Origin of the sequence: Pseudomonas sp. ChxA (assembly GCF_030263855.1) — a bacterium.
Classification (GTDB): Bacteria; Pseudomonadota; Gammaproteobacteria; order Pseudomonadales; family Pseudomonadaceae; genus Aquipseudomonas; species Aquipseudomonas fluorescens_CB.
This window is the reverse complement of sequence record NZ_JARPMK010000001.1, coordinates 3724419-3742471: the sequence shown is the minus strand read 5'-3', so window position 1 is coordinate 3742471 and position 18053 is coordinate 3724419. Positions and strand designations below refer to the sequence as shown.

General features: G+C 53.7%; 15 protein-coding genes and 1 pseudogene. 10 read left to right on the top strand and 6 right to left on the bottom strand.

The genetic code is table 11. The annotated features are described in order from the left end of the window. Window positions 1–11 precede the first annotated feature (11 nt). The 4 genes from P5706_RS16700 to P5706_RS16685 all read left to right on the top strand — a co-directional run bounded on the left by P5706_RS16700 (window position 12) and on the right by P5706_RS16685 (window position 4504). Window positions 12–917 carry a class II glutamine amidotransferase gene (locus P5706_RS16700; RefSeq protein WP_054895791.1) on the top strand — a complete coding sequence of 302 codons (906 nt, stop codon included), beginning with the start codon at window positions 12–14 and terminating at the stop codon, window positions 915–917. Window positions 918–928: 11 nt separating this feature from the next. After that, a complete protein-coding gene (locus P5706_RS16695) occupies window positions 929–1612 on the top strand; it encodes a GltB/FmdC/FwdC-like GXGXG domain-containing protein (protein WP_054895790.1) in 684 nt (227 codons plus the stop codon). A gap of 15 nt (window positions 1613–1627) precedes the next feature. Further along, the gene (locus P5706_RS16690; protein WP_054895789.1) at window positions 1628–2962 is read left to right on the top strand and encodes an FMN-binding glutamate synthase family protein; all 1335 of its coding nucleotides are present in this window, start codon (window positions 1628–1630) and stop codon (window positions 2960–2962) included. Between the two features lie 204 nt (window positions 2963–3166). Then, a complete protein-coding gene (locus P5706_RS16685; protein WP_054895788.1) occupies window positions 3167–4504 on the top strand; it encodes an ammonium transporter in 1338 nt (445 codons plus the stop codon). 117 nt (window positions 4505–4621) lie between these two features. On the opposite strand, the gene P5706_RS16680 is transcribed toward P5706_RS16685, so the two are convergent. After that, the gene (locus tag P5706_RS16680; RefSeq protein ID WP_099421682.1) at window positions 4622–5572 is read right to left on the bottom strand and encodes a sugar kinase; all 951 of its coding nucleotides are present in this window, start codon (window positions 5570–5572) and stop codon (window positions 4622–4624) included. A gap of 687 nt (window positions 5573–6259) precedes the next feature. On the opposite strand from P5706_RS16680, the gene P5706_RS16675 reads away from it, so the two are divergent. Then, window positions 6260–7126, top strand: coding sequence for a fumarylacetoacetate hydrolase family protein (locus P5706_RS16675; protein ID WP_070413564.1), 867 nt, complete (start codon window positions 6260–6262; stop codon window positions 7124–7126). Between the two features lie 129 nt (window positions 7127–7255). Beyond that, a complete protein-coding gene (locus P5706_RS16670; RefSeq protein ID WP_054895786.1) occupies window positions 7256–7546 on the top strand; it encodes a chorismate mutase in 291 nt (96 codons plus the stop codon). 76 nt (window positions 7547–7622) lie between these two features. Here P5706_RS16670 and P5706_RS16665 read toward each other — a convergent pair whose 3' ends face one another. Genes P5706_RS16665 through P5706_RS16650 form a run of 4 tightly spaced genes read right to left on the bottom strand, consistent with a single transcriptional unit; the run spans window position 7623 to window position 13868 of the window. After that, entirely contained in the window at window positions 7623–8603 is a 981-nt protein-coding gene (locus tag P5706_RS16665) for a WD40/YVTN/BNR-like repeat-containing protein (protein WP_070413565.1), read from the bottom strand. Between the two features lie 17 nt (window positions 8604–8620). Then, window positions 8621–11020, bottom strand: coding sequence for an efflux RND transporter permease subunit (locus P5706_RS16660; protein ID WP_070413566.1), 2400 nt, complete (start codon window positions 11018–11020; stop codon window positions 8621–8623). A gap of 8 nt (window positions 11021–11028) precedes the next feature. Further along, complete coding sequence (locus tag P5706_RS16655; protein ID WP_070413567.1) at window positions 11029–12741, bottom strand: DUF1302 domain-containing protein; 1713 nt, start codon at window positions 12739–12741, stop codon at window positions 11029–11031. 20 nt (window positions 12742–12761) lie between these two features. After that, the gene (locus P5706_RS16650; RefSeq protein WP_231740685.1) at window positions 12762–13868 is read right to left on the bottom strand and encodes a DUF1329 domain-containing protein; all 1107 of its coding nucleotides are present in this window, start codon (window positions 13866–13868) and stop codon (window positions 12762–12764) included. Between P5706_RS16650 and P5706_RS16645 the strand changes: the two genes are divergently transcribed. From P5706_RS16645 to P5706_RS16635, 3 genes are all read left to right on the top strand, one after another. Then, complete coding sequence (locus P5706_RS16645; RefSeq protein ID WP_078468115.1) at window positions 13845–14912, top strand: LLM class flavin-dependent oxidoreductase; 1068 nt, start codon at window positions 13845–13847, stop codon at window positions 14910–14912. The genes P5706_RS16650 and P5706_RS16645 overlap by 24 nt on opposite strands. Window positions 14913–15217: 305 nt before the next feature. After that, on the top strand, window positions 15218–15532 hold the full coding sequence (locus P5706_RS16640; protein WP_054895773.1) for an EthD family reductase: 315 nt from the start codon (window positions 15218–15220) through the stop codon (window positions 15530–15532). A gap of 167 nt (window positions 15533–15699) precedes the next feature. After that, on the top strand, window positions 15700–16413 hold the full coding sequence (locus P5706_RS16635; RefSeq protein ID WP_070413569.1) for a histidine phosphatase family protein: 714 nt from the start codon (window positions 15700–15702) through the stop codon (window positions 16411–16413). Between the two features lie 113 nt (window positions 16414–16526). Here P5706_RS16635 and P5706_RS16630 read toward each other — a convergent pair. Beyond that, window positions 16527–17101 (bottom strand): annotated as a pseudogene (locus P5706_RS16630) (DNA/RNA non-specific endonuclease); the annotation flags it as partial. 110 nt (window positions 17102–17211) lie between these two features. On the opposite strand from P5706_RS16630, the gene P5706_RS16625 reads away from it, so the two are divergent. Next, on the top strand, window positions 17212–18030 hold the full coding sequence (locus tag P5706_RS16625) for a CHAD domain-containing protein (protein WP_070413570.1): 819 nt from the start codon (window positions 17212–17214) through the stop codon (window positions 18028–18030). Window positions 18031–18053: the final 23 nt, after the last annotated feature.

The following is an 18053-nucleotide window of genomic DNA, read 5'->3' as shown; positions in this document are numbered from 1 at the left end:
GAGTTATGAATATGTGTGGAATCGTAGGTCTTTATCTCAAGAATCCGGCGCTGGAATCCCAGCTCGGCAAGCTCTTCGAGCCGATGCTCGAAGCCATGACCGATCGCGGTCCGGACAGCGCAGGTTTTGCCATTTATGGCGATGAAGTGGGCGATGGCTGGGTCAAGCTGACCTTGCAGGCGACCACTGAACACTACGATTTCAAGGCGCTCATCGCAGCGCTTGAAGGCAAGCTCAGTGCTTCGCTGGACTGGTTCCAGAACGCCAGCGCCATCGTCCTGAAGATCAAGGCTGAAGAAGCCTCAGTACGTGCCGCGCTGGGTGAACTGGCGCCGACCGTGCGCATCATGAGCGCTGGCAAGAGCATAGAAATCCTTAAGGGCATGGGCCTGCCGAAAGAAATTTCCGAGCGCTTCGGTCTGGGCAGCATGAAAGGCAGCCACATCATCGGTCACACCCGCATGGCCACGGAAAGCGCCGTGACCATGGAAGGCAGCCATCCGTTTTCCACCGGTGCGGACCTGTGTCTGGTGCACAACGGCTCGCTCTCCAATCACTTCCGTCTGCGTCAGGAATTGCGCCGCGAAGGGATCAATTTCGACACCGAGAACGACACCGAAGTCGCCGCCGGTTACCTGGCCTGGCGTCTGCAACAGGGCGATTCGCTGAAGACCGCACTGGACAGTTCGCTGGAAGCGCTGGATGGCTTCTTCACCTTCGCGATCGGCACGCGCAACGGTTTTGCGGTGATCCGCGACCCGATTGCCTGCAAGCCGGCGATCCTCGCCGAGACCGACGATTACGTTGCCATGGCCTCGGAATATCAGGCGCTGTCGAGCCTGCCGGGCATCGAGAAGGCCAAAGTCTGGGAACCCGTTCCCGCCACCATGTACATCTGGGAACGCGAGTCGGCCTAAGGAACGCACATATGAAAACTATCGATCTTTCTACCTCCACCGTGCGTGAGCTGAATCAGGCGCTACATGATCAAGTCAACAACGTGCAGGACCGTGAGTGGGTCGTGACCCATTCCAACGGTGCGCACAACCTGGCGGTCGGCGTTAACGAAGCGGTGTCCATCGATATTCAGGGGCACGCCGGCTACTACTGCGCCGGAATGAATCAGAAAGCCTCAGTCACCGTGCATGGCAACGTCGGCGTGGGTTGTGCCGAAAACATGATGTCGGGCTATGTACGCGTCAAAGGCAGCGCTTCGCAAGCGGCAGGCGCCACGGCCCACGGCGGTCTGCTGGTGATTGAAGGCGATGCCGGCGCCCGTTGCGGGATTTCCATGAAGGGCATCGACATCGTGGTCGGCGGAAGCATCGGCCACATGAGCTGCTTCATGGGGCAGGCCGGTCGCCTGGTGGTCTGCGGCGATGCGGGCGATGCGCTGGGCGACTCGCTGTACGAGACCCGCATCTACGTCAAAGGCAACGTCGAGTCGCTGGGCTCGGACTGCATCGCGAAAGAGATGCGCGCCGAGCACATCGAAGAGCTGCAAGAGCTGCTCAATCGCGCCGGATTCAACGAGAAGGCTTCGGATTTCAAGCGCTATGGCTCGGCCCGTCAGCTGTACAACTTCAAAGTCGATAACGCCTCCGCGTACTGATTCAGGAGCAAGAACATGAGCGAGTCCAATACTCCAAAAGCCCCACCCGTCCTGCGCGAGTCGGCCACTTTCGATCGCCTGACAATCCAGGAAATCCAGCGTGCCGCGGAAACCGGCATCTATGACATTCGCGGCGGCGGCACCAAGCGTAAGCTGCCGCATTTCGACGATCTGCTGCTGCTCGGCGCCAGCGTTTCGCGCTATCCGCTGGAAGGCTATCGCGAGAAATGCGGCACCGATGTGATCCTCGGCAACCGCTTCGCCAAGAAGCCGATTCACTTGAAGATTCCGGTGACCATCGCGGGCATGAGCTTCGGCGCGCTGTCTGCCAACGCCAAGGAAGCCCTGGGCCGTGGCGCAACCATCGCGGGCACCAGCACCACCACCGGCGACGGCGGCATGACCCCGGAAGAGCGCGGTCAGTCGCAGCATCTGGTCTATCAGTACCTGCCGTCCCGCTACGGCATGAATCCGGACGATCTGCGCAAAGCCGATGCCATCGAGATCGTGCTGGGACAGGGTGCCAAACCCGGTGGCGGCGGCATGCTGCTGGGCATGAAAGTGACTGAACGTGTGGCTGGCATGCGCACTCTGCCGATTGGCGTCGATCAGCGCTCGGCCTGTCGTCACCCGGACTGGACCGGCCCGGACGATCTGGCGATCAAGATTGCCGAGATCCGCGAAATCACCGATTGGGAAAAACCGATCTACGTGAAGATCGGCGCGAGCCGCCCCTACTACGACGTCAAGCTGGCCGTGAAAGCCGGGGCTGATGTCATCGTGCTCGACGGCATGCAGGGCGGTACGGCGGCGACTCAGGAAGTGTTCATCGAGCACGTTGGCATTCCGATTCTGCCGGCCATTCCGCAAGCAGTTCAGGCGCTGCAGGAGATGGGTATGCACCGCAAGGTGCAGTTGATTGTCTCGGGTGGCATTCGCAACGGTGCCGACGTGGCCAAAGCAATAGCATTGGGCGCTGATGCCGTGGCCATTGGTACGGCTGCGTTGATCGCCCTGGGCGACAACCATCCGCGTTTGGACGAAGAGCTGAAGAAGATCGGTTCTGCGGCGGGTTTCTATGACGACTGGCAGAACGGTCGAGACCCGGCCGGTATCACCACCCAGGATCCGGAGCTGTCCAAGCGTCTTGATCCGGTCGAGGGCGGTCGCCGATTGGCCAACTATTTGCGTGTACTGGTGCTGGAAGCGCAAACCATGGCCCGCGCCTGTGGCAAATCGCACCTGCACAACCTCGATCCCGAGGATCTGGTGGCACTGACCGTTGAGTCGGCGGCCATGGCTCGGGTGCCACTGGCAGGGACTTCGTGGATTCCGGGGCAGGGGTACTAAAAGGCGCTACGGCCCTGTAGGAGCGCGCTTGAACACGATAGTGTCGTGTCAGACAACGCATTTTTTGCAGACATACAGCCATCGCGGGCAAGCGCGCTCCTACATGGATCACGCTCATCAAATTAAAAGAGGCCAACCAGGCCCGACGCTTCATCACATCGCTTTCTGCCAGGCACTTTTCCATTCATTGCAGGAGCTTCGAAAATGGTTAACCATCTTTCCGGCAAATCCCTTCTTCTCTCTGCCTTTACATCCGGGGCGCTCGGCGCTTTCGTTCCTCTGGCTCAGGCGGCCGACGCCCCGACGCTCAACACTGGCAGCACCGCGTGGATGATCACCGCGGCGGTGCTGGTACTGTTCATGTGCCTGCCGGGGCTAGCACTGTTTTACGGCGGTCTGGTACGGGCCAAGAACATGCTTTCGCTGTTCACCCAGTGCTTCGGCGTGGCCGGACTAGTCGGCGTGTTGTGGGTGATCTACGGCTACAGCATGGTGGTCGACACCACTAACATGGTCGAAGGTCAGGTCAGCTTCAACAGCTTCGTCGGCGGCTTGAGTCGCGCGTTTCTGGCCGGGATGACGCCTGAAAGCCTGGTGGGGGATATCCCCGAAGGCGTGTTCGTGACCTTCCAGATGACCTTCGCCATCATCACCCCAGCGCTGATCGCTGGTGCGTTCGCCGAGCGCATGAAGTTCTCGGCGGCGCTGCTGTTCATGGCCGTGTGGTTCACCCTGGTTTACGCGCCGGTAGCGCATATGGTCTGGGGCGGAGCGGGTGCGCTGATGCACAACTGGGGCGTGCTGGATTTCGCTGGCGGCACCGCGGTGCACATCAACGCAGGCGTTGCGGCGCTGGCAGCGTGCCTGATGCTGGGCAAGCGCAAGGGCTACGCAAACGCGCCGATGCCCGCTCATAACCTGAGCCTGACCATGGTCGGTGCGGCGATGCTCTGGGTCGGTTGGTTCGGTTTCAACATAGGTTCGGGCGGCGGGCTGAATGGTCTGTCCGGGATCGTCATGCTCAACACCCAACTGGGCGCGTGTGCCGGGATTCTAGGCTGGATGTTCACCGAGTGGTTCAAGGTCGGCAAACCCAGCGCGTTGGGTCTGGCCAGTGGTGCGCTGGCAGGTCTGGTCGGCATCACTCCGGCGTGTGCGTACGTTGGAGTCGGCGGCGCCTTGGCTATTGGCTTGCTGTGCGGCGTGTTCTGTTACCTCAGCGTGACCGTGCTGAAGAAACGCTTCGGTTACGACGACAGCCTCGACGTGTTCGGCCTGCATGGCATCGGCGGCATGATTGGCGCGGTGCTAACCGGCGTGTTCTGCCTGCCGTCGCTGGGTGGTCTGGTGGAAGGTGTGACGTTGGGTGGTCAGGTAGTGGCACAGATAAAAGGGGTGCTGTTCACCACGGTGTACTGTTTCGCAGTCAGCTGGATCATCCTAAAAGTGATCAAGGCGCTGATTGGTTTGCGGGCAGATGAGCATGTTGAGGAAATGGGGCTGGATTTGGCTGAGCATAACGAAAGCGCTTATAACCATTAACTTCTGCCCTCGCCGGGTGATCGTCAACTATAAAGGGACGCACCCGGTTTCATAGGGCTCTATGTAGAAAAAACGCTTGAAGTCGAACAATGAAAATTGGAAAGCTTAAGATGTATTTCATATTGCGAAATTAGCCATCAGCTCTGTCGAAATCAAGGCTCCGGGATGCTGTATCACCAGGCTAGCAAGTCGGTGACCATTGACCGCAGATAATCCAGGACTTCTACCAAGGATGCGCGACGCCAGATAAGCTGCTCCGAACGAGTCTCCGGCTGCGGTTGTGTCAATCACTTGATCGACCCGCTGACTATCAATCTCAGCTCGTTCCCCTTCGCAATCTAATAGGCAACTGTTTGAACCTCTCTTAACTATGATTTCCTCGATATCAAACTCGGCGTAAGCTGAAAGTAGCTGTTCAGTGGTAGAGTAGCCAAACAATGCCTGGTCATCCTCTTCGCTCACTAACGCCACATCAGTAATCGGCAATATATTTCGGTACGCTATTCGTGCTTCTGTGACACTGCACCATAGGCGAGGTCGATAATTATTGTCAAAAGCGATCCGCGTGCCTCCTTCATGTGCTCGACGCAACGCAGGTAACAAGCGACCTCGACCGTGTTCGCCTAAAATTGCCAAAGTAATGCCACTGATATAAAGCAGGTCGTACTGTGTCAAGGTTTCGAGAATCTCTTTCGACTGCAGAGTGGCGAAACAATCGCGAACAGCAGCTTCAGTGCGCCAGTATAAGAATCGGCGTTCCCCTGCGGCATCGTTCTGAATGCAATAAAGTCCGGGTAAACGGCCAGGAAGGCGCTGCACCCCTGTCAATCCGATACCTTCTTTAGCCCACGCACGGCACATCGAATCACTGAAGCTGTCATTACCTAATGCCGTAAAATAGTCAATTTTTGCACGGTCTCCTAATAATCTAACCATGTAAATCGCAGTGTTTAACGTATCGCCACCAAATCCATGATGCAGAGTATCGTCACTGTTTTGGCGCAGCTCTATCATGCACTCACCGATTGCGGCGATGCGCGAGTTCTGTGTTCTCATCAATTCGCCCATCTCAAAACCTCCGGTTTATCTCGGTAGCAAGACCGCGGCCATCCTTAGTTCTCTTTGGTTCACTTTCCGAATCACCCGTTCAAATTTGCTGCCGAAATAATCACTACGTGTGTCGTAAGAATTAGGCACATTCGACTGGCCTCGATCTCTATGTATCCGCCTGGAGTGGACCTCTTCGTTCTGTCCGCTTGTTTAGGCGACGTCTGACGAGGCGGCTGGTCTCCTTCACCGGAACGCGCAAATTAACCTAGCAATTGTTACATTATAACTACGGAGGCTGTGTCTTGAATGTGAAGGCTCTGGAGGATTGGCCTTCGTGCTTTGCCGGTTTTTTGCCATTTATGGATGCATCGTTATATTGTAACATTTGGTGTGAGATGGTCGGGTCATTGGCTTGTCGCGCAGCATTGGTCTCGCCGCTGAGAAGTGCAGGGGAGAGGGCAGGATGGCGGGAGACGAGGGTGCAGATTTACTATTTTGGATCGAGGATGCCGTGCGATTTCAGCGGGCATGCGATAACCAGACACGGCTAGCCGCATAGACCACAGTGCGTCACGGAAACGCATTTTTAATGCCATACCTGAGGACCATGCAATTTTAACGTTATTTAACAAGGGCTATGCACGCGATCCCGATGGATCGTTGACATTGCTGTCGATCCAATTTGGTGCTTCGAGAGGACCTACAATGAAGTTGCTCCGTTATGGTAAACCGGGTAGCGAGAGGCCAGGAATATTGGACTCTTCAGGGACTTTGCGCGACATCGGAGCCTTCATTGACGATATTGCTGGTGCGCACCTCTCCGAGATCGGCCTCCGAAGGCTACGTGAAATAGACACGTCTTTTCTTCCTCTGGTTGAGGGGAACGTACGTTACGGGCCTCCTGTTGGGCAGGTCGGCAAGTTTATTTGTGTAGGGCTTAATTACGCCGATCATGCTGCCGATTCGGGAGTTGCAGTGCCAGAGATGCCAATATTATTTATGAAGGCCACTACCGCCATCTGCGGGGCCTACGACGCTGTGATCATACCGAAGGGGGCGAGTAAGTGTGATTGGGAAGTAGAGCTGGGTGTTGTGATTGGCGATGTTGCACGCGACGTAGCTCCTGAATATGCGCTACGTCATGTAGCAGGCTACGTTGTGATCAACGATGTATCCGAGCGTGATTTTCAATTCGAACACGGTGGTCAGTGGGTAAAAGGGAAGAGCTGCGACACCTTTGGCCCTATCGGACCGTGGTTGGTGACCAAAGATGAAGTACCGGACCCGCAGAACCTATCCATGTGGTTGGAGGTGAATGGTCATCGCTACCAGAGCGGGAACACGCGTACGATGGTATTTGGTGTTGCAGAGCTTGTCAGTCATATCAGTCGTTATATGACCCTGATGCCAGGAGATGTGATTAGCACCGGCACGCCACCGGGAGTCGGCTTGGGACAAAAACCTCCGGTTTACTTGAAAGCCGGTGATGTGATGGAGTTAGGGATCCAGGGTTTGGGCCTTCAGCGCCAGTACGTTGTGGCACATCCGGGAAGTGAAGAATATAGATGCTGACTTGGCAACATGCGTTGCTTACCTCTTAGGGACAGGCAGTGCAACGTCACCCAAATGCGAACTTCAAGGACGGGGTTATAAACGAAGGCTGACACTTGTGTGGCGGCTCTAGTCTACGAGGCAACCCGTATGAGTAACGACCAGTTGAGTATTTTGAGGGCGGAAATTGATACATTGGATGAGGAACTCATCAGGACACTTGCGCTAAGATTCATCGCTACGGGCAAGATTGGCGTTATAAAGGCCACCCGGTGCCTGGAGGCGGTAGATCCTTCTCGCGAAGCTGAGCAAATGAGGAGGTATTCCCTCCTGGCTTTACGTCACGGTGTCTCCATAGAAGTGATCCAAAAGGTGTTCAGAGCCATTATTGATGAGGTCGTGGTGAATCACCAGGCCATTAGTGAAAGTAAGGTCAAGTAGGCTAGGGTGTGCTTGTCCTTAAGTAAGCACACGCATCATTGCTGTATAGTACTCCAAACATTCTACGTGCTTAACACTATTCAACCTGATGGACGATTCCGTGGCGGGAAAAGAGCAGCCATTTGCCATCTTCTGTAGCAAGAGCCGCAGTTAGTGATTCTCTATTCGGGGCTGCAATGTCTGTAAACGTGTGGCCACCGTCAAGGCTCTTCATCTGCAGTCCATCCAGCCCAACGGCAATTACTTCTCGACCGCTTACGTCGATAGAGGTAATCGAGCTTTTCCTGCCAATCGGTACTCGCACCCAAGTCTTTCCATCGTCCTCACTGCGAAGCATTGTCCCACGCTGCCCGCCGACTAAAAGCGTACCGTCGACTAACTGCCTCCCGCACCACAGAGAACCCTCGTAGCCCGTATCCAAGTAGTCCCAACTGCGCCCAGCGTCGGTTGAGTGAAGCAACCGGCCCCTTTCGCTGGTTGCGTATACGCCACCTTTAATATCAGGAAACAAGCTCAGCAAGTTCAGGTCAGACAGTGACTTGTCCATAGGGTTGGGCTTTTGTTCGGTCCAGGTCTTTCCACCATCCTGAGTGGTCAAAACGAGTGACCACAGGCCCACAGCGAGCCCCTGTTTAATATCAAAGAAGTGGACTGCGAACAGCGGCCGATCTTCCGTCAGCGCGAGCCGTTGGATCTGCCATTGCTCACCACCGTCGACCGTTGCCAGAATCGCGCCCCAATGCCCCACAACCCAACCATGCTTGTCGTCAGTGAAGCTCACGCCAGTCAGCGTTGAACTGACCGGCACCGATTGGGCTTGCTGAAAGGACGCTCCGTGATTGTCGGATAACAAAATCGTGCCATTGTCGCCAACACTCACAGCTCTCTGGCCAGCCCAGGTGGCGGCCAGCATCGCTGCTTGAGTCGCTATGGGGGATATCGTTGCTGGCGTAGGCTCGAGAGGGCCAACAATATCCGCAAATGAAGATGCTGAAACCATGATCACGACCGTGCCAATCGCCAAAACACGCGCCTGTCGCTTAAATAACGTTTTCATACTATCTGCTCCAGAGGTCAGTGTGCCAACAGCCCGGGGACGCGGACGGGGCGGCGACGCGGGAAAAGTCGTTCAAGCCAAACCGCGAAAGCAGGCAAAACAGTGATCGCCATCACCATGTTCACGATGAACATAAACGCGAGCAATTTACCCATGTCCGCTTGGAACTTGAGTTCCGAAAATGACCAGGTCGCGACGCCTACTGCCAGCGTAATGGCGGTAAAAATGGTGGCAGTTCCTACCTCTAAGATTGACTGTTCCAAAGCTTGGACGACACCTACACCATTGGCCATGTGAAGCTGCAGCCGGTTATATATGTAGAACGCGTAGTCGACACCGATACCGACGGCGAGCACCATCACAGGGAGCGTTGCTACGGTCAGACCTATCTGCAGTTCCTTCATAAACCAATAACCAATGAAGGTTCCGATTGTGAGCGGAAGGCAGCACGCGAGAACTGCGCGAAAATCACGATAGGCGAAAAACACCAGCAAAATGATCGTCGCATACACGTAAAGCATCATAGGCAGCTCGCTGTGCTCGATCTCTTCGTTGACAGCCGCCAAGATGCCCGCGTTGCCCGATGCCAATCGAATGGTGACACCTGCCAGCTTGTCTTTATCGCGAAATTTTTTCGCCGCCTCGATTACGCGGCTGATGGTCGTTGCTTTGTGGTCCGTGAGATAGATGTGCACCGCAGTCATGCTGCAATCCTTACGCATGATGCCGGGAACTCGAGCAATTTCTACCCCCATTGAGGAGTAGTTAGCCGAGTCGATCGGCACTACAGACATCTTAGGGTTTCCTTCGTTATAGCCTTCATTGTACTGGCGTAAGAGCGAAGAAAAGGACAGGACCGACATGACGCCTTCTACAGACTGCATAGCCCACACAAATCGGTCTTGGTAGACGCCAATCTGGACGTCTTCACATGACATGGGAGGCGCCTCAAACACAACCGTTAACCAGTCCAATCCGACGTCATAACTTGAAGCGATTGACACCGCATCCTTGTTGAATCGTGCCTCCGGTCGAAGTTCAGGGGCGCCTGCTTGCAGCGTTCCTATTACGCGATCTCGACTCTGCCAAACCGCCGTTGCAAACACTGTTAAAGCAATGAACAAGACTGCAGCAGCATTTCGAGGTTTTGCAATGCGTGCCAAAACCCGCAACCAGCGCGCGCGCTGAGTCGCCTTCAATTCCGCACCTTGCGCGTAGCTATGGCTCACCTTCAACAGGGATGCTGACAAGGGCAGCATAATCAAATTGGTGATTATCTTGTATGCAACGCCAAGCGAGGCCGTGATGGCGAGCTCTCGGACCATCGGGATAGGCATCAAAATCAAGGTTATAAACGAGACAAATGCCGTGACCAAAGCGAGTGTCCCAGGCACTAAGAGTCCACTGAAACTCGATCTGGCAGCCGCGTCCATTGACTTGCCACTTGCCAGTTCACGAACGATGAAGTTGATCTGTTGGATACCATGTGAAACGCCAATCGCGAACACCAGGAAGGGGACGAGGACACCGAGCGGATCAAGCCCGAAGCCAAGCAAGCGCAGAGTGCCAAACTGCCAAACGAGCGATACGAGAGAGCAGGCCAGCGGTAGCAACGTTAAGCGGACTGAACGACAGTACCAGTAGACAGCCAGAGCAGTGAGTAACAAAGCAATGATACAAAACTCGAGGACGGAGGAGGCGCCTTCTGCGATGTCACCAATCTGTTTGGCGAAGCCGATGATCTGAATCTCGAACTGATCGTCTTCGAACTTAGATCGAAGCTGTGCCTCCAATTCTCGGTCGAAATCGACATAATCAATATGCTCACCCTTAGCATCGACCTCGTTCAGGTCGGCAGTCACCATCGCGCTGGTTTGATCACGAGCCACTAGGTTGCCAATAAAGCCGCCTTGGACTGCAGATGCGGTAATGGAGGCGATGGATTCGGCGTCCAGGCTATCCGGGGTCACAGTGCCCGGAATAATCGGGTCAGCTCTGAACCCGTCCTCCGTGATCTCCGTGACGAAAGAGTTTGGTGTCCACAGGGATTGAACGCTACTGGCCGCCACGTGTGGTAAAAACTTGAGTGTTTGGGTAACGTCATAAACGCGCTTCAATCCATTTTGCGTCCAAATGGCACCATTCCTAGCCCTGACGACCACGGTCAGTCGGTTCGCCCCCAAGAGCTCTCCGCGGTACTGGTTGAACGTTGCAACATACTCATGACCCATTGGAAGTTGCTTCTCGAATCCAGCATCCATTCGTAGCTGAACGGCAAAAAACGCCATTAACGTCGTGAATAAAATCAGCACTCCCAGCACCAGCTGCTTGTGACCGAAAAGTATGTTCTCGAGCTTTTTCAATATCCGAACTAGCAAGTCCGGCTGCGCGGATTCGGCCTCGGGTAATGCCTTCATATAGCGCCTCAGAAATTACGGGATACGTTGATGCCAACGAAGTCACGGTCGCGGAGTGGATTGGTGAGCGGATCAGATGGCCCGAGGAACTTTGTATAATTCATACCGACCTGCCAGTCCGCCGGATTCTGTATGAAGTTGACATACATATTCACCGAAGTGACTCCTTCCATGAATTGTTCGCTAATGTTAGGCGTATAGCCAAACATCCCCCTGCGAACATAAACCCCTGGGTTAACTTGCCATCCACCAATTAGCGAGCCATCGTAGATCCAGTTAAAATCGACATCCAACCCACCCGAGTACTTTGTACCTTTGGAATCACCTGGGCTATTTAGAGCGCCGGTTACTGCCAGGTCGTTTGACTGATTGCCCCAGAGCCAACCACCGGCGGCAATTGGCGATCCTTGATAACTGTCGTGCAGCCCAGGATAAGCGATTACCACGGTCTCTGTTGTCAGTGTGGCGGTATCGGCGCCAAGTAACTTCAGAAGCCCGCCAGAATTTGAGGGTTGAAGCGTAAACAGCGATGTTAAGTGCCATTGGAATTTTTTCTCGTCCACCCAGCATTTGCCCTCCTGCGAAACACAACCGCTAGAAGCATTTAGAGAAACCGCATCTTTGGGGCGATAGGATAACTCGGTTCCGATCGCCCAATCGCCCAATGGAAAGTTTGCACTAACACCGAACATGTGACGGTCTTCCGGATACATGTAAACCGTGGTGCCACTCGCATCGAGTGATATTTGCGGAAGTTTATCGTGGTAAGTGATGGCATAAACTCCTAAGCTGAGAGCTGCGCCATCGGGTTGGTACCGTAAGGACAATCCATATTGCCCACTATCGCGTGCAGACTCAGTTCGGACACCGTATGCACCGCTTCCTGGTCCTACCGTGGAGGTTGACCAATAACTACCCACAGGAGGCAAGTAGCTCTCGTTCCAATGCCCTTGGATATAGACTTCGGCGTTAAATCCATTACCTAGCCCGGAAGCGACACTGAGAATTGGCGCAGGCAATACGAACTCTTTGATTTGCGCGCCAGGTTGCGAAGCCCGGTTAACATCGATACCGTTTGTGGCATTGATACCGCCGACTTCGAAAATACTTTCACCCCAGCTTATGACTTGGTTGCCGACTCGAACTCTGGCTTGTTGATCACCGATGTCAAACGTCTTACTTATCCATAGATCAAGCAACCGAGACTGAAAAGCCAGTTTTTCTCGCGCGTGTGACGCCAGGCCGTCCCTGATATCCGGTGGGGCCGCGGCGAAGGCATCTTGCCCGCTGGTGTCGCCTGTAGTATCTGTCGCCGATACATCACGCAACCACGTTCCTCGGGCCATGAAAGACAATCCTTCGGCAGGCATCTTGAGTAGCAGTTCGTGGCTGCCTTTCAAGTATGTGGTAAATGCATCACCTTTGTCATAGTTGATGTCACCTTGATCGCTTAAGCCACTAAGTTGCCCCATATGGCCATTTCCGGTCTTTGCCCCGGTGGCCGAGTTGTAAGTAGGCGCTACAAGACTTTTACTGGCCGAGTCAGTGCGAATGCCTGAGCCTGCGGATATTGTAGAATCTAGGCTGCCGCGAATCGTGTCGGCATCGTTAGAGAAGTTGAAAGCGCTTGCATTGCTGCTGCCAACCACCAGCAAGGCTGTAGCTGCAGCTTTAACAGAAAACACATACACTTCATCGTAGTGGATCGAAAAATTCTTCATGATATTTATTTCTCGTGATTTTATCGTTCGCTCATAGCACGAAGGTTTTCAGTCGTATAAAATCCCGCTTTCATGTGAGGGTTTCCGGCACCATCAACAATCCACTTAATGTCTTTGCCACTTCCGATCGGTGACCCATCTACCAAGTAGCGGCCTTCAGATAAGTTATATTGAGCAAATGCAAGAGAATCGCATGTTCCGGTTTCATACACGGGGATTACGTATCCTTCGCGTACTTTCGAAATATTGCCCTGAGCGTCGTAATCAACAGCACCAAGGAGCGCCCAACTGTCTTCATCTATGTAAAAGGTCCGCTTCGGAGCAGAATGGCGCATGCCTTGTTTTACCGTCGCCTCGACGACCCATACACGGTGTAATTCATAGCGACGCTGTGCGGCGGCGACAAACTCAGGCTGCAATACGTCTTCATGCTTGGCATTGAAGTCGTACATCCCCAAGGCGTTGTAGGGAACCACCATCTCTTTCTTGCCTACGAGTTTCCAGTCGAAACGGTCCAGTAAACCTGAAAACGTGTACGACTCATCAACGTTGTACTGATTTTCGTAGCCAATCTGCGGAGCGTCGTAAGAGTACGTAGGCATGCGACGGGTGCGCCGTTGTCCTGGGAAATAGTAGAAAACCTCCGCCGGTTTATCAGCGCTGCTCGTGTAGGTTGCAGCCTGGCCCGCCAATGCCACAGGGGAGACGTAACTGAAGTACGTCATCGCCTCTACATTGCCTGCGTCCGCAAACTTTGTTCCGTTCTTTATCGCCCACGGCATATAGGTGTATAGATCGGATGTAAGCTTTATCCAATCCGAGCCACCCTTACGCGGTGAAATGGACGTGGTCAGACGGCTTAGTTCCATCCCTACGCCGCGGTAACGCATTTTTGCATTCCACATCGCCTCGGCCCCTGTTTTAGGCTCGAGAAAGGGGACGCCGGGCGTGTAGGCATCGGCCAGGGCCGTGCCATCGGCACTCATCTTTGCAAACCCGAGGTTCTTCTTAGTGTTCTCTGCTACAAAGTCAGGCACGCCACATGTTCGACGTGATGGATACACGGGCATGCTGTAGCCCTTGATACCCTTGACAAGAGCGGCTTGGCCGGGGTTCAGCAGGCCCACATACTTATCAACATTACTGGCATCGACCGTGTACAGCGGCGCATCAGATTTGATGACATGATCCGCGAGGCGGTACGTGCGGACGAGCTAGGTTTTTATTGCTGGGGCACCTCTGAAGCCCACTTCATTGATGGTCCGACCATCTCAGCCCCCGACGCGCTCTATGGCGCTGTTGCAGCGCTTACCAAAGACATCATTATTCGGTACATGGCTGTAACGATCCCCTTCCACAATCCAATTACAGTAGCAGAGCGCCTGGCCACGCTTGACATATTGTCGAAAGGGCGGGCTGAGCTTTGTACGGCGCGCGGTAACAACAAGCTCGTAATGCAAGCATTTGGTGTCAAGCCGTCCGAGACTAGGGATCGGTGGAAAGAGGCCATAACCATTATTGGCCAGGCTTTGACAAAAGGCGTTGTGTCAAACTCTGATGGTCAGTATTGGCCTTTCGAAGAGGTTAAGGTTAACCCGAGGGCGTTGCAAAAACCTTCTCCCCATCTGTTCTCCGTAAGTTCTGGCCCCGAGTCTCACAAATTGGCAGCTGAGTACGGTGTTGGAATTCTTACCTTTGACAATTTTTTCGGGTGGGACTACGTGGACGAATGCATCGGTGCTTACCGCGATTCAATCGGAAGTGCTAAACCCGTGAATGGCCAAGTAAACAATTCTTATGGCTATTATGTACCAATCGTTCATTGCGCAAAAGATCGGGCGACCGCGATGGCGGAAGTACGGATGAGGGCTTACGGCTATGTCCAGTTCATTCTGGATATCTACTTGCCTCTGGCGAAAGAATCTTCATACGAATACTTTGGTGGTATCCAGAAGATTGAGGAATATAAGCGCAATCTTGAGAAGCTTATAGAACTTAGTCCATCCATTATGGTGGGCACGCCTGATGATATTATTGAATCTCTGAAGGCGCTCGAGAGACGCGGAGTGGATGAGGTCATTTTGACTGTTGATGCGATGACCCACGAACAGCACATGCAGACTCTCAATCTTCTGGGAGAGCACGTTCTTCCTCATTTTCATAAGAATTGAGTAGACCCCATCAGGTAAGAAAGTCTCGCGCCTGTTATTGGGGGACCTGGTTGCCACATCGATTTTCGAGTCAAGCTAAAGAGCTGAAATTTCTGGCTGCGTGCGCGTTTGTGTATAGGGTTCGCAGCGCTGTAAGGCAATGAGGTCGATGTGGAGTAAAGCGGTGATGTTATAAGGCGAAACTGGGCAGTTGACGGTCTTGAACAGTGCACGGGTAAGCTTTTATGCCCGAATACTGACTGTCAATGATCTTAAGGGAGCCGTTGTCATATAAAGATCTACCATTAATAGAGCGAGGATAATCCATGTACCAAATTATAGTGCTTTATGGCGTTCCAACGGATTCAGAAGCGTTCGATCAGTATTACAAAGATGTTCATATTCCACTGGTCCAGAAAATGCCGCATCTGAAAAGCTTCTCTGTTAGTGAGGGCCCTATAACCATCATTGGTGGCGGAGGTCCTTACTATCGTATCGCCTTGCTAGGTTATGAAGATCTCAAGTCGTTAGAAGACTCTCAGTACTCGTCTGAGGGGATGAAGGCATCAATGGACGCTGCCAATTTCGCAACCGGGGGCATGACTGCGTTGGTAATGGAAGTCAAAGATAGCCTTCAGTAACGAGCCAGACCGTGACCGCACTGAGCTTCTCTTCGGTGCGGTCATGTATTGGTGACTTTATTGCTGCTGCAATGTCCGATAGCGGTCAAACGTGGATCATGACCTGATGAGGGTTCAACGCGATCGGCGTTCTTGTCTCTAAGCATAAGCAATCACAGGGTGGCGCTATGAAAATCGACGCACATGCAGCCGAACATACTCCGGTCTACCCGGCGAATCTTCGCAGGAGACGTTGTTATCTAGTCATTAGCGGGCATGTGAAGCGGCTAAGCGATGACGGTATGGCGCTGGATCCTCGGAGTGTCGACCTGTCTGATAAAGGAGTTCGTCAGGTCCGAGAGCTCTCGGTGATGATGCAACATGTGGCTTTCGATCGGGCTGTGTGCTCCGATTATTCTTGTGCTCGACAAACCGCAAATATCTTGCTGGACGAGCAGGAAAGCATGCTTGAGCAAGCTAAAGCGTTTAGCGATATAAAAGCAGGTTGCTTCAGTAAAATCACCCCACAGCACCCTGATGACCGAGTATGCCAGGCCTACGAAACCATAGGCGAAGGTGATGGCACATTTTTGGGGGGAGAGCATTGGGACAGCTTTGAAAATCGGGTGCTTGAGCAATTTTTTCGGCTCATTGGCGAGCCAGCATGGAGATCGCTTCTACTCGTCAGCCACGACGCGGTTGGCCGTGTGTTGCTGGCCTGGGCTATGGGTTCAGATCGTCATATCATGAGTTCTCTGAAGCAGGACTCTGCATGCCTCAATATCATTGACCTCGACGTAGTGGGTACTCAGGTATTGAAGCGACTGGTGCGAGGAATCAACATAACGCCCTACGACCTTTGCAAAGTCGCCGACTCACAGACGGTATTGACGGTTAGCTGACCACACCCGCGTTACTTATTGGCGTCCGGTTCAAACTTGGCCCAAGCACCGTTCTAAGGCAAGTAGCCTGCATCACAGCACAGATAAGCTTTGTCCACCTGCGGCTATGTTGCTCAAAGCCGGATATCCTCTGTTCCTTGGATAAGCGCTTCAATGTGCGTGCCCGTCGCGCGTTCTTCGTTGCTGAACCCGTCATAGTCGGCCAAGTTGGCAAGACGAATACAGGCCATTTGCTCGATTTGCAACACGCTGCGGCGGTAGGTTCTGAGTTGGCCAAACACCGAGTCCAACTGATCGAGGTGACGGCTCTGGTCGATCATATAAGCGCTAGCGGAAGGTTTGCCGTCATCCCCCAAATAGGCCACCACTTTCCAGAATGCTTTGGGGATTTTGACACCACGGTAAACACGGTCATCTTCAGCCAGCACCGGGCTTGTAAACACAGTGGCTCGGGCCTTCCAGCGCCGTGTATTGTCGAGAATGTACTCCTCAAGTTCCAACTAGGTCTTCTGGTTGAACGCGCTCATCTGCGGCGAGCAGTTAGTGAAGTGAAAGGTGTCGAGGTTGGCGATGGTCGCTTCTTCGCCCCTATAGGGTCTTGCCTGCGCACCAAATGGCCACGGTCCAGGCCGTTGCTCGCGTAGAGCTCGTTGCCCACCTGGGCGCTCATAGGCACACGACCATCATAGCATTCAGGCTAGGTCATTGATGGCCTTATCAAATCGCGAGCAGGATCAATATTTGACGACTTGCGCTTCTGCTAAGCTCGTATCCATAACGCTTCAAAGAGATGACTGCATGTCCTTCGTTGACGAGTTCGTTGCTGAGATACTGACCCTTCAGATCGCCCTGTATCACTCCCGTGCACGGTTGGAAGCGAGGACTGACAGCGAGGCTTTGCATGACCTCAGAATATCTGTGAGGCGCATCCGGAGCCTACTCCGACCGATGCGTTCGATTAGCGAAGTCATGGCGCTGAATAATGTTGCGGCGGAAGTCGGAAGGCTAACCACGCCGGCGCGCGATCTTGAGGTGTTGATTGAGGAGCTAGAGGAAAGGGGCTTTCCTGACCTTGCGCAGTTCCGCAAAGCGCACTTGGATTATGACTATTCAAAGATTCTAAAAAGCCCGGCCCTCAAGAATCTGTTCACTCAGTTGGATGAGTGGCCTTCAATCTTTCGCTTGGCTGAGATCAACGGCGGTTTGCAGCACGTCCAGTCTCAAATTGAAAAATCACTGACTAAGCAGATCGACCGATTGCATGCGGCGGTAGATGACGCTGAATCTGATCGGCACGAGTTGAGAATCCTGGTCAAGCGAACTCGCTACCTGACAGAGGCTTTTCCCAAGCTGTCACCGCTTTCGGGTAAGGCGGCAAGCTCTCTCAAGGCCCTTCAATCGGCCCTGGGTGCCTGGCACGACCATTATCAGTGGTGTCAAAAAGCATTGGTCGAATCAGATCTACACCAGCTGGAAGAGGTCTGGCGGCGATGCGCCGCGACGGCGCTCGAGAAAGCTGAGGCTCAGTTAGCTGACCTGGAGAAATTGCTGCCAACGTCCTCAGGCAAAAAAAAGCCGCCTAATGTGGCAGCAGAAAAAACAGCAGGCGTTGAATAGACGCAGTATTACGGCTGGAGGGT

Excerpts from the sequence above, each read along its gene's own strand:
- P5706_RS16700 (WP_054895791.1), top strand. The coding sequence starts at position 12 with ATGTGTGGAATCGTAGGTCTTTATCTCAAGAATCCGGCGCTGGAATCC.
- P5706_RS16695 (WP_054895790.1), top strand. The coding sequence starts at position 929 with ATGAAAACTATCGATCTTTCTACCTCCACCGTGCGTGAGCTGAATCAG.
- P5706_RS16690 (WP_054895789.1), top strand. The coding sequence starts at position 1,628 with ATGAGCGAGTCCAATACTCCAAAAGCCCCACCCGTCCTGCGCGAGTCG.
- P5706_RS16685 (WP_054895788.1), top strand. The coding sequence starts at position 3,167 with ATGGTTAACCATCTTTCCGGCAAATCCCTTCTTCTCTCTGCCTTTACA.
- P5706_RS16680 (WP_099421682.1), bottom strand. The coding sequence starts at position 5,572 with ATGGGCGAATTGATGAGAACACAGAACTCGCGCATCGCCGCAATCGGT.
- P5706_RS16675 (WP_070413564.1), top strand. The coding sequence starts at position 6,260 with ATGAAGTTGCTCCGTTATGGTAAACCGGGTAGCGAGAGGCCAGGAATA.
- P5706_RS16670 (WP_054895786.1), top strand. The coding sequence starts at position 7,256 with ATGAGTAACGACCAGTTGAGTATTTTGAGGGCGGAAATTGATACATTG.
- P5706_RS16665 (WP_070413565.1), bottom strand. The coding sequence starts at position 8,603 with ATGAAAACGTTATTTAAGCGACAGGCGCGTGTTTTGGCGATTGGCACG.
- P5706_RS16660 (WP_070413566.1), bottom strand. The coding sequence starts at position 11,020 with ATGAAGGCATTACCCGAGGCCGAATCCGCGCAGCCGGACTTGCTAGTT.
- P5706_RS16655 (WP_070413567.1), bottom strand. The coding sequence starts at position 12,741 with ATGAAGAATTTTTCGATCCACTACGATGAAGTGTATGTGTTTTCTGTT.
- P5706_RS16640 (WP_054895773.1), top strand. The coding sequence starts at position 15,218 with ATGTACCAAATTATAGTGCTTTATGGCGTTCCAACGGATTCAGAAGCG.
- P5706_RS16635 (WP_070413569.1), top strand. The coding sequence starts at position 15,700 with ATGAAAATCGACGCACATGCAGCCGAACATACTCCGGTCTACCCGGCG.
- P5706_RS16625 (WP_070413570.1), top strand. The coding sequence starts at position 17,212 with ATGTCCTTCGTTGACGAGTTCGTTGCTGAGATACTGACCCTTCAGATC.